Raw genomic sequence first — 10,812 nt, 5'->3', positions numbered from 1 at the left:
TGGGACGATCCATCCTCTGTTCGCTCGATATGAGGACGTAATGACCCAGAACGCGGATCCGTGGTCCACCGAAGTGAATGTCCCGTTACGGGACGTCGTCGGCAACCGGGAGCTCGCGCTCGACGTCGTCCCCGAGACGCTGCGGCCGGGCGCGCTCGACGCCCCGGTGCGCTGGGCGCACGTCAGCGAGCTGCGGGACCCCGCGCCGTACCTGATCGGCGAGGAGCTGATCCTCACCGCCGGGGTGAACCTGCCCGACGACGTCGACCGGTACGTGCGCGGGCTGCGCGAGGCCGGCGTGACGGCGCTCGGCTTCGGGCTCACCCCGACCGTCTCCGAGACGCTGCCCGAACCGCTGCGCCGGGCCTGCGCGCGGCACGGGCTGCCGCTGCTGGTGGTGCCGCCGCGGACGCCGTTCCTGGCGATCAACCGGGCCGTTTCGGTCGCGCTGACCGAGGCGGGCCAGCGGGAGCAACGGCGGATCACCGCGGCCCGGGAAGCCTTGACGCGCGCGGCGGGCGGCGGGCTCGGCGAGCTGACGGAAGCGCTTGCGGACCGGCTGCGGTCCTGGGTCGCGCTGGTCGGCGCCGGGGACGTGCTGGCCTCGGCCCACGACGCGCCGACGCCGTTGCCGCCGGAGGTGCGTGAGCTGGTCGCCACCGTGCGGGCGGGCAGCGGGATCCGCAGCGCGACGACCGAGCTGACGGGCGGCGTTTTCGTCGTGGTCCAGCCGGTGTACCCGCAGGCGACGGCGTCGCACCTGGTGGTGACCGGCCGCGCCCGCCGGTTCGACAGCGCCGACCGGGCGATCCTCGCCGTCGGCGCGGCCCTGCTCGGCCTGGTCGGGCGCGCCGGTTCGGACGCGGCCGAGCTGGGCGCGGCGGCGACCGGGCTGCTGCTCGGGCGGGCGTCGGCCGACGGCGTCGCGCGGGCCGTCCTGGGGACGGACGTCTGCCGGCTGGTCGCGGGTGCGCCGTACCGCCGCGGGCCCGGCGAGGTGGCGTTGCGCCCGGACTGGCTGCGCGCGCGGCTGGACACGCCGCTGGTCGAGGTCCGGCCGGGGCCGCGGTTCGTGGCGATCACCGGCCCTTCGCCGGGGGACTTGGAGGACCTGCGCGCACACGGCTGGCTCGCGGCGGCCGGCTCCCCGGTCCCGGCCGAGCGGCTGGCCGACGCCGTGGCCGAGGTGGATCTGCTGCTGGAGCGGGCGGTGGCCCTCGGCCGCCCGGTGCTCGCCGGCAGCGGCCCGCTCGACTTCGACGCGCTGCTGGCGCCGGACGCGTCCAGGGAGTTCGCGGCCCGGGCTTTGGAACCGCTGCTGGCCCTCGACCGGGCGGGGGACCGGGAACTGGTGCCGACGGTGCGCACGTGGCTGGCCCACCACGGCGGCTGGGAGGCGACCGCGACGGCGCTGGGCGTGCACCGCAACAGCGTCCGGCACCGGATAGCCCAGGTGGAGCGCGCGCTGGCCGTGGACCTGGCGGACCCGGAGACCCGGATGCGGCTGTGGTTCGCCTTGCGCTGGGCGGCCACACCCGACGCACACGGTCCTTAAAGGGCACTCTCAGGAAAATATGGGATTGTGGTCCGGTGCGAGTTTTGGTAGTCGAGGACGAAGAACCCCTGGCCGACGCGATCGCCCGTGGCTTGCGCCGCGAAGGCATGGCGGTGGACGTCGCGCTCACGGGTGATGACGGTCATGAGAAGGCCGCCGTCACGCGGTACGACGTCGTGTTGCTGGACCGGGATCTGCCCGGGATGTCCGGTGACGAGCTGTGCCGCGAGATCGTCGCGTCCGGCGAGCTGACGCGGGTGCTGATGCTGACCGCGAGCAGTTCGGTGTCGGACCGGGTCGAGGGGCTGTCGCTCGGTGCCGACGACTACCTCGCGAAACCGTTCGCCTTCCCCGAGCTGGTCGCGCGGGTGCGGGCGCTGGGCCGCCGCGCCACGCCGGCCGCGCCGCCGTTGCTGACCGCGGGTGACGTCGAGCTGGACCCGGCGAAGCGCACCGTGCGCCGCGCCAGCGGGCCGGTCGAGCTGACCCGCAAGGAGTTCGGCGTCCTCGAGGTGCTGCTCTCGGCCGCCGGTTCGGTGGTCAGCAGCGAAGAGCTGCTCGAACGGGTCTGGGACGAGAACGCCGACCCGTTCACCACGACCGTCCGGGTCACCGTCATGACGCTGCGCAAGAAGCTCGGCGAGCCGGGGATCATCGAGACGGTCGTCGGCTCCGGGTACCGGGTGCCGGAGCCCGGCACGCCGCGCGCGTGAACCTGCCGGGCACCCGCAGCCTCCGCGCCCGGATCACCCTGCTGGCGACCGTGCTGGTCGCCGCCGTCAGCCTGCTGCTGCTCTGGCTGGCCTGGACGCTGGTGCGGGACTCGCTCGACGCGGTCCCGCAGATGCCGCCGGGCAGCACCGTGGTCGTCGACGGCGTCCAGGTGGACGCCTCGACGCTCGCGGAGCACCTGCGCGTGCACGCCCGCAACCGGATGCTGCTGTTCGGGTCCCTGGCGTTCCTGCTGGTGGTGGCGGCCGCGGCGATCCTCGCTTGGACGTTCACCTCGCGCGTGCTGCTGCCGCTGCGCGAGATCACCGGCACGGCGCGGCGGCTGTCGGTCGAGTCGCTGGGCGCGCGGATCGGCGAGGTCCGCTCGCGTGACGAGCTGGCCGAGCTGGCCGGCACGTTCGACGACATGCTCGACCGGCTGCAGGCCGCGTTCGACGCGCAACGCCACTTCGTCGCGAACGCGAGCCACGAGCTGCGGACGCCGTTGTCGGTGATCCGCACGGAACTGGACGTCACGCTCGCCGACGAGGAAGCCGACGTGGCCGAGCTGCGCCGGATGGGCGGCGTGGTCCGCGACGCGACCGAACGCGCCGGCCAGCTCGTCAACTCGCTGCTGCTGCTGGCCCGCACGGACGGCGCGGGCCTCGGCGTCCGCGAGCCGGTGGACCTGGTGGTGGTCGTCGACCGCGCCTGGCGCTCGGCCCGCGTCGAGGCCGAGCAGCGCGGGATCCGGGCGTCGTTCACGATGGCGCCGGCGCCCACGTTCGGCGATCCCGCGCTGCTGGAACGGATCGCGGGCAACCTGCTGGAGAACGCCGTGCGCCACAACGTCGAGCACGGCTGGCTGGACGTCACGACCCAGCCGGGCCCGCAGTGGTCGGTGCTGCGGGTCCGCTCGTCGGGCGGCCTCGTGGACCCGGCCGCGGTGCCGGAGCTGTTCGAGCCGTTCCGCCGCGCGGGCGTGGCCCGCACGGCCCGGTTCGGCGCGGGACTGGGGTTGTCGATCGTCCGCGCGGCGGTCGCGGCGCACGGCGGGAGCGTGGCGGCGGAGCCGATCGTCGGCGGTGGGCTGGCCGTGACGGTGCACCTGCCCGTCGGCTGAGCGTCAGCGGGCGGTGTACGCGCCGCCGTTGACGTGCACGACCTGCCCGGTGAGGTGGCCGGATCCCTTGCCCGCCAAGAAGAAGATCGTGTCGGCGGTCTCGGCGGGCGTGCCGGGCCGCTTGTCGAACGCCACCGAGACGCGAGCCCGGACCCAGTCTTCGGTCACGGTGCCCTGGAAGAACTCGGTGTCGAGCGTGACACCGGGGGCGACGACGTTCGCGCTGATCCCGCGTCCGGCCAGTTTCCGGGCGAGGTCGACGTTCCAGGCTTCGATGGCGGCCTTGGCCGCGCCGTAGGAGCCGGAGCCCTGCTTCGCCGCGATCGAGCCCACGGTGACGATCCGGGCGCCGTCGGCCAGCCGCGGCGTCAGGGCTTCCGTGACGAGCACGGCGGTGAGGACGTTGGCGTCGAAGTTGGCCCGCCACGCGGCCGCGACGCCGTCGAGGTCACCGGGCTCGACGGCCGGGCGTTGCCGGTCGGTGTTACCGCCCGCGTTGTTGACGAGCACGTCGACGGTCGCGGGCAGCTGGTCGAGGGCGGCCCGGACCGAACCGGGGTCGGCCGCGTCGAAAGCCAGGTAGCGCACGCCGAGTTTCGCGGCGGTGCGGGCCAGGACGTCCTCGCGGCGACCGGTGATGGTGACGGTGTCGCCCGCCGCGGCGAAGAGGGCGGCGGTGGTGGCGCCGATGCCGGTGCCACCACCGGTGATGACGACGGTGCGGGAAGAGGTCATGACCCAGTTCTAGATTCAGATTCTCGATAAGTCAAGAGATGTTCGAACATCTGAGATGAACTCGAAGATGTGTAGGGTGAGGCCATGGCGACGCCCGCTGCCGCGAAGACCCGCACCGACGACGTGTACGAGTGGCTGCGCGCCGACATCCTCGGCGGCGTCCTGGTGCCCGGTGAGCGGCTGAAGTTCCGGCCGCTGTGCGCGCGGTACTCCGCGAGCGTGAGCCTCGTCCGCGAAGTGCTGAGCCGCCTGGCCGAGCAGGGACTGGTGCGCGCGAGCCCGCAGGTCGGGTTCCAGGTGACGCCGATCTCCGAGGCGGACCTGCGGGACCTGACCGTGACCCGGGTCGACATCGAAGGCCTGGCGCTGCGGCGGTCCGTCGAGCGCAACGACCTGGCCTGGCGCTCGAAAGTCGTCGCGGCGCACTACACCCTGGCGAACACGCGCCGCCGTGACCCGGCCGATCCCGGGCGCGTGACGCCGGACTGGGAAGCCGCGCACGCGGAGTTCCACGACGTCCTGCTCGCCGGGTGCGGCAGCGAACGCCTCTACGGCATCGCGCGCGCCCTGCGCGACAGCGCGAAGCTCTACCGGCGGTGGTCCGAAGCCCTCGACGAGCAGGACCGCGAGCGTGACCCGGCGGCCGAGCACGCCGCCATCACCGATCACGCGCTGGCCGGTGACGCGGACGGTGCGGTGGCCGCCCTGGCCGGCCACATCCGGCTGACCACCGACCTCATCCTCGAGACCCGGCCCGAGCAGGAGGGGCGCGCCGAACCGCGGAGTGTGCTGTGATTCCTGGCGTGGACGCGAAACCGAGGTCGCTGGTCCGGATCGTGGTCCCGGTCGTCGTCGCGGCCCTGGCCGCCGGGGTCGGGCTGGCGTTCTTCGTCGCGGCGCTGCTGCGGCCGCCCGATCTGCCGGTGGACACGAACCCCGGGCCGCTGGCCGGGCACAACCTCTGCGCGTCGGTCGCGGTGTACTTCCGGACCGACGAGGAGATGCGGGACGCCGCGGGAAAGTTCCGCGACGACCCGAAGGCGCGGCGGGTGTTCGTCCAGACCAAAGCGGAGGCGTTCGCCCGGTTCAAGGACGTCTTCAAGGACCAGCCCGAACTGCTGCAGCTGACCACGCCGGACGCGTTGCCCGCGTCGGTGTCGCTGCTCGCGGTGCCCGGCACGGACCTGGACGCCTGGGCCCGGGAGCTGCACGCCCGCTTCCCGAACGCCGACCAGGTGCAGGTCAACGACCTGAACGAGGCGGCGACGCGGCTGAACTTCACCGCACCGCCGCCGAAGTGCCCGCGCGAGGGCGAGTACTGAAAGCCGTGAAGGCCTCCTTCCCGGCCATAAGAGCCGGTAAGGAGGCCTTCACGGCTTTACCTCAGGAAGCCGGGACCGACGCGACGCCCGGGGCGAGGAACGGCTTGCCGTTCACCCGCTCGGACACACCCGAACGGTCCAGGTACGGCGTGATGCCGCCGTTCCAGAACGGCCAGCCGGCGCCGAGGATCAGGCACAGGTCGATGTCCTGCGCCTCGGCGACGACGCCCTCGTCGAGCATGATCCGGATCTCCTCGGCGATGGCGGAAAGGGCGCGCTCACGCACCTGCTCCGCCGTCGACGGCTTGTCGCCCTGCGTCCACAGCTCGACGACCTCGGGGTCGGGCGACTGGTTCCCCTGGGCATCCCAGACCCAGACGCCCTTCTTGCCCGCCTTGACGAACTTCGCGAGGTTGTCGCTGACCGTGAACCGGTCCGGGTACGCCTCGTGCAGCGTCTCGCCGACGTGCAGCGCGATGGCCGGGCCGACGAGCTGCATCAGCGTCAGCGGCGACATCGGCAGGCCGAGCGGCTCGAGCGCGCCGTCGGCGACCTCGAACGGCGTGCCCTCGTCGACCGCCACCAGCACCTCGCCGAGGAAGCGCAGCAGGAGCCGGTTGACCACGAAAGCCGAAGCGTCCTTCACCAGCACGCTGGACTTCTTCAGCTGCTTGCCGACCGAGAACGCCGTCGCGAGCGACGCGTCGTCGGTCTGCTCGCCGCGGACGATCTCCAGCAGCGGCAGCACGGCCACCGGGTTGAAGAAGTGGAAGCCGACCACGCGCTCGGGGTGCTGCAGCTTCGACGCCATCGCGGTGATCGACAGCGACGACGTGTTGGTCGCCAGGATCGCCTCGGGGGAGACGTGCTGCTCCAGCTCGGCGAACACCTGCTGCTTGACGCCCAGCTCCTCGAACACGGCCTCGATGACGAAGTCGGCGTCGGCGAACGCGGCCTTGTCGAGCGAACCGGAGACCAGCGCCTTGAGCCGGTTGGCGCCGTCCGGGGAGACGCGCTTCTTGGCCAGGAGCTTGTCGATCTCGTCGTGGACGTACCCGACGCCCTTGTCGACACGCGCCTGGTCGACGTCGGTCAGCACGACCGGCACCTTGAGGCGCCGCACGAACAGCAGCGCGAGCTGGCTGGCCATCAGGCCGGCGCCGACGATGCCGACCTTGTTCACCTTGCGCGCCAGGTTCTTGTCCGGCGCGCCGGCCGGGCGCTTGGCCCGCTTGTTGACCAGGTTGAACGAGTACAGCCCGGCGCGCAGGACGTCGGACATGAGCAGCTCGGCGAGGCCGTCGGTCTCCGCCGCGTAACCGCGGTCGAGGTCGTTCTCGCGGGCCAGCTCCAGCAGCTCGACGGCCTTGGTCGCGCCCGGCGACGCGCCGTGCGTGCGTCCGTCCACAATGGACTTGGCCCGCGCGATGGCGTTGTCCCACTCCGCGCCGCGGTCGATCTCGCGCCGCGCCGGGGTGATCTCGCCGTTGACCACGCGAGCCAGCCACAGCAGCGACTGCTCGAGGTAGTCGGCCGAGCCGAAGACGGCGTCGACGATGCCCAGCTCGGCCGTCTTCTTGACGGTGAGCATCTTGTTCTGCGCCAAGGCGTTCTCGATGATCACCGTGACGGCGGCGTCCGGCCCGATGAGGTTCGGCAGCAGCTGCGTGCCGCCCCAGCCCGGGAACAGGCCGAGGAAGACCTCGGGGAACGCGATCGCGGCGGTGTTCTCCGAGAGCGTCCGGTAGTGGCACGACAGCGCCAGCTCGAGGCCGCCGCCCATGACCGCGCCGTTGACGAACCCGAACGTCGGGATCTTCGTCTCGGTGAGGCGGCGGAAGACGTCGTGCCCGGTCTGGGCGATCTCGCGCGCCAGCTTCGGGTCCGCGACGGACTCGACACCCGAGAGGTCCGCGCCGACGGCGAAGATGAACGGCTTGCCGGTGACGGCGATCGCGGCCGGCTCGGCCTCGAACGCCTTGTCCAGCGCGGTGTCGAGCGACACGAGCCCCTGCGGGCCGAAGGTGTTCGGCCGGGTGTGGTCGTGGCCGTTGTCGAGGGTGATCAGGGCGACCGGCTTGGTGAGCCCAGGCACCTTGACGAGACGGGTCGTCGCGACCGTGACGACCTCGTCGGGGAACGCGGCCTTCGCTTCTTCAGCGGTGAAAGTCATTACTTCGCCCCCTCGAACGCCGGGTTCTCCCAGATCACGGTGCCGCCCATGCCGATGCCGATGCACATCGTGGTGATGCCGTACTGCACGTCGGGCCGCTCGGCGAACTGGCGCGCGAGCTGCGTCATCAGCCGGACGCCGGAGGAGGCCAGCGGGTGCCCGCAGGCGATCGCGCCGCCCCACTGGTTGACGCGCGGGTCGTCGTCGGCGATGCCGAAGTGGTCGAGGAAGGCCAGCACCTGCACGGCGAAGGCCTCGTTGATCTCGAACAGGCCGATGTCATCAATGGAGAGGCCCGTGCGCTTGAACAGCTTCTCGGTGGCCGGCACCGGCCCGATGCCCATGACCTCGGGCTCGACGCCGGCGAAGGAGTAGCCGACCAGCCGCATCGCGACCGGCAGACCCAGCTCGCGGGCGGTGTCCTCGTCGGCCAGCAGTGACGCGGTCGCGCCGTCGTTGAGGCCCGCGGCGTTGCCGGCGGTGATCCGGCCGTGCGGGCGGAACGGCGTCTTCAGCCCGGCGAGCGTCTCGAGCGTGGTGCCGGGTCGCGGCGGCTCGTCCTCGGTGGCCAGGCCCCAGCCCAGTTCCTTCGAACGGGTGGCGACGGGCACCAGTTCGGGGCCGATCTTGCCGGTCTTGACGGCTTCGGCGTAGCGCTCCTGGCTGCGCGCGGCGAACGCGTCGGTGCGCAGCTTGGTGATGTCCGGGAACCGGTCGTGCAGGTTCTCGGCGGTCTGGCCCATGACGAGCGCGGTCGGGTCGACCAGCTTGTCGGCGATGATCCGCGGGTTCGGGTCGACGCCTTCGCCCATCGGGTGGCGGCCCATGTGCTCGACGCCGCCGGCGATCGCGATGTCGTAGGCGCCGAAGCCGATGCCGGACGCGGTGGTCGTGACGGCCGTCATGGCGCCGGCGCACATCCGGTCGAGGGCGAAGCCGGGCACCGACTTGGGCAGCCCGGCGAGCAGCGCGGCGGTGCGGCCGATGGTCAGGCCCTGGTCGCCGATCTGCGTGGTGGCGGCGATGGCCACCTCGTCGACGCGCTCGGGCGGCAGCTCCGGGTGCCGCCGCAGCAGCTCCCGGATGGCGTTGACGACCAGGTCGTCGGCGCGGGTCCCGGCGTAGATGCCCTTGTCGCCGGCCTTGCCGAAGGGGGTCCGTACCCCCTCGACGAAGGCGACGTTGCGTACCCCTCGCGCGTTCGGCGCAAGCGGCGTTGCTGGTGCGGCCACGAATGCTCCAGAAAGTTAGACGGTGGTGAGCGCACGATAGCCCTTGTTACCCGTGGGTAACCAGTGGTGTGGCCCGGTCGAGTGGGGTAAGGCACACTCACGGGGTCATCGTCTGTCCCTTGACGAGCCAGGCGAGCCCGAACGCCCACACCGCGACGCTCTCCAGCCACAGTGCCGGGTGCAGCGCCGGGACGAGGCCGAGGGCGCTGGTGAGCACGATGAGCACCAGGCAGGCCAGGATCACGACGCCGCAGGCGCGGTAGAAGGTGCCTCGCTGTGCGGAGTGCTCGCCGTCGCGCGGGAACAGCCGCAGGCAAAAGTAGGCCAGGCTCAGGAAGAACACCGTGGCGAACGTGAGGTGCAGGACGCCGGCGGTCCGGTCCCAGCCCGAGACGTCGCCGCCCGGCGTGGTGGGGAACAGCCCGACCCCGATCGCGCCGAGGCCCGCGACGGTGCTCACGACGTTGTCGACGAGGTCGTGACCGTAGTAAGCGAGCAGGAACACCCCGACCGCGCACATCGCGCCGACGAAGACGTTCCCCACGTCGGTGTAGTAGTAGCCGCTGAGCGAGCCGAGGAGACCGCCGCCGTCCGCGAGCTGCTTGCCGAGGATCAGGACGGGCGGCAGCGCGAGCCCGATCAGGCCGATGGCGCGCCGCAGGTAGAGGTAGGAGTGGACGAGCGTGGTCTGCGGGGATGTGGTCGCCGTCGTCATGGCCGCCTCCGGGAGTCGTCCGTGATTCATCGGCACACCGGCGGCGGAGTCTGAGGGTCGTTACCGAGCGGACGACCAGATCCGCAGCCGATCGTTACCCAGCTCGGCGAAGGTGCCGTCGCGGTGCGCGGTGGGCCGGAAGCCCGCGGCGAACCCGATCCGGGCGCCGGCGGCGGGATCCCAGACCTCGAACCCGGCCTCGGCGGTGACGTACAGCAGGCCGCGGTGACCCCACATCTGGCCGGCGGGCCCGGCGAACATCCCGATCCGGCGGTCGGCCCCGGCGTCGCGGAGCTCGACGCCGTCGAGCATCGGCTCGTCCTCACCGATGCCTTGCAGCGCCACGGTGTTCTCGTCGATCCAGGCCATCGGCCGGTTCCAGCAGTAGCCGCGGTCGGCGAGCATGCGACCGTGTTCGGGCGCGTGCCGCTCACCCGCGAGCCACGCCTCGCAGTCGAGCGCCAGCGGCACCCCCACCGGGTGCCAGGCCCAGCCGTCGACGAGCAGGACGCGCCCGGACGGGCTCGGCCGCAGCGCGCCGAAGAAGTAGTCGAAGTAGTGCTCGGGGTTCTCTTCATGGCTCGTGACGCGGTCGGTGAGCAGTCGGCCGGTGGCGGCGTCGAAGACGTCGAGCCGGTTCCAGCCGGTGGCCGCGACGACCAGCGGGCCGGCGCCGGCGTCGAGGAACGCGACGGGGAACCGGGTCGTGTCGGCGTGGTAGTCCTGCCGGTCCAGTGCCAGGGTCACCGCGCCGGAGGCGAGGTCGACGACCGCGCCGTATCGGCCGTAGTCGGTGACCACGGCGGCGAACCGGCCGTCGCCGCTCGTGTACAGGGCCGGTCCACGGACGTGACCCGCCCATTCTCCGGGTGGCTCCGGCGGCACGTCGACCGGTCCGATGGGCCGGGGTTCGCCGCCGATCTCGACCAGGCCCTCCGCGGTGAGCGCGAGCCAGCCGTCCGGCAGGGGCGCGAGGCAGTGGTCGTTCAGCGGGGTGACCGGGCAGGCCGTCGTCGTCCAGGCACCGCCGAGGTCCCGGTCGTGCCGGAGGATTCCGGGGGTGCCGCGCCAGCCGAGGTCCGCGTCGGCCTCGGCCCGGTCGAAGCAGCCGGCGCACGCGTCGAGCAGTTCGGGGGCGTCGAGGTCGGCGCACGCCTCGCACAGCAGGTCGTACCGGGTCGCGACGCCCGTGAGCACGCGGAAGCAGTCAGGTCCGTTGTCGGTGGTCAGATGGGCGCAGACACGC

At 72.3% G+C, this 10,812-nt stretch carries 10 protein-coding genes; 5 read left to right on the top strand and 5 right to left on the bottom strand.

Annotation, left to right across the window (positions count from 1 at the left end):
• Positions 1 to 40: 40 nt before the first annotated feature.
• Genes OHS58_RS23080 through OHS58_RS23070 form a run of 3 tightly spaced genes read left to right on the top strand, consistent with a single transcriptional unit; the run spans position 41 to position 3,389 of the window.
• Entirely contained in the window at positions 41 to 1,555 is a 1,515-nt protein-coding gene (locus OHS58_RS23080) for a PucR family transcriptional regulator (protein WP_328643977.1), read from the top strand.
• 35 nt (positions 1,556 to 1,590) lie between these two features.
• Positions 1,591 to 2,268, top strand: a complete 678-nt coding sequence (locus OHS58_RS23075) for a response regulator transcription factor (protein WP_247049032.1) — start codon at positions 1,591 to 1,593, stop codon at positions 2,266 to 2,268.
• Complete coding sequence (locus OHS58_RS23070; protein WP_328643976.1) at positions 2,265 to 3,389, top strand: sensor histidine kinase; 1,125 nt, start codon at positions 2,265 to 2,267, stop codon at positions 3,387 to 3,389. The genes OHS58_RS23075 and OHS58_RS23070 overlap by 4 nt, the downstream gene beginning before the upstream one ends.
• Before the next feature lie 3 nt (positions 3,390 to 3,392).
• Here the strand turns inward: OHS58_RS23070 and OHS58_RS23065 are convergent, their stop codons facing one another.
• The gene (locus OHS58_RS23065; protein ID WP_328643975.1) at positions 3,393 to 4,124 is read right to left on the bottom strand and encodes an SDR family oxidoreductase; all 732 of its coding nucleotides are present in this window, start codon (positions 4,122 to 4,124) and stop codon (positions 3,393 to 3,395) included.
• Positions 4,125 to 4,208: 84 nt separating this feature from the next.
• Here OHS58_RS23065 and OHS58_RS23060 point away from each other — a divergent pair, with 84 nt between their 5' ends.
• Both OHS58_RS23060 and OHS58_RS23055 read left to right on the top strand, forming a co-directional pair.
• On the top strand, positions 4,209 to 4,919 hold the full coding sequence (locus OHS58_RS23060; RefSeq protein WP_328643974.1) for a GntR family transcriptional regulator: 711 nt from the start codon (positions 4,209 to 4,211) through the stop codon (positions 4,917 to 4,919).
• An 8-nt stretch (positions 4,920 to 4,927) separates the two neighbouring features.
• Complete coding sequence (locus OHS58_RS23055) at positions 4,928 to 5,446, top strand: permease-like cell division protein FtsX (protein ID WP_328643973.1); 519 nt, start codon at positions 4,928 to 4,930, stop codon at positions 5,444 to 5,446.
• Positions 5,447 to 5,507: 61 nt separating this feature from the next.
• On the opposite strand, the gene OHS58_RS23050 is transcribed toward OHS58_RS23055, so the two are convergent.
• The 4 genes from OHS58_RS23050 to OHS58_RS23035 form a co-directional block, all read right to left on the bottom strand.
• Entirely contained in the window at positions 5,508 to 7,619 is a 2,112-nt protein-coding gene (locus OHS58_RS23050; RefSeq protein ID WP_328643972.1) for a 3-hydroxyacyl-CoA dehydrogenase NAD-binding domain-containing protein, read from the bottom strand.
• Positions 7,619 to 8,851, bottom strand: a complete 1,233-nt coding sequence (locus OHS58_RS23045; protein ID WP_328643971.1) for a thiolase family protein — start codon at positions 8,849 to 8,851, stop codon at positions 7,619 to 7,621. The genes OHS58_RS23050 and OHS58_RS23045 overlap by 1 nt, the downstream gene beginning before the upstream one ends.
• Before the next feature lie 97 nt (positions 8,852 to 8,948).
• Positions 8,949 to 9,566, bottom strand: a complete 618-nt coding sequence (locus OHS58_RS23040; protein ID WP_328643970.1) for a DUF998 domain-containing protein — start codon at positions 9,564 to 9,566, stop codon at positions 8,949 to 8,951.
• Between the two features lie 60 nt (positions 9,567 to 9,626).
• A complete protein-coding gene (locus tag OHS58_RS23035; protein ID WP_328643969.1) occupies positions 9,627 to 10,763 on the bottom strand; it encodes a hypothetical protein in 1,137 nt (378 codons plus the stop codon).
• Positions 10,764 to 10,812 lie beyond the last annotated feature (49 nt).

Origin of the sequence: Amycolatopsis sp. NBC_00348 (assembly GCF_036114655.1) — a bacterium.
Taxonomy (GTDB): Bacteria; Actinomycetota; Actinomycetes; order Mycobacteriales; family Pseudonocardiaceae; genus Amycolatopsis.
This window is presented reverse-complemented; position numbering and strand designations above follow the sequence as displayed.

Coding starts and splice junctions, on each gene's coding strand:
- OHS58_RS23080 (WP_328643977.1), top strand. CDS start 41: ATGACCCAGAACGCGGATCCGTGGTCCACCGAAGTGAATGTCCCGTTA.
- OHS58_RS23065 (WP_328643975.1), bottom strand. CDS start 4,124: ATGACCTCTTCCCGCACCGTCGTCATCACCGGTGGTGGCACCGGCATC.
- OHS58_RS23060 (WP_328643974.1), top strand. CDS start 4,209: ATGGCGACGCCCGCTGCCGCGAAGACCCGCACCGACGACGTGTACGAG.
- OHS58_RS23050 (WP_328643972.1), bottom strand. CDS start 7,619: ATGACTTTCACCGCTGAAGAAGCGAAGGCCGCGTTCCCCGACGAGGTC.
- OHS58_RS23040 (WP_328643970.1), bottom strand. CDS start 9,566: ATGACGACGGCGACCACATCCCCGCAGACCACGCTCGTCCACTCCTAC.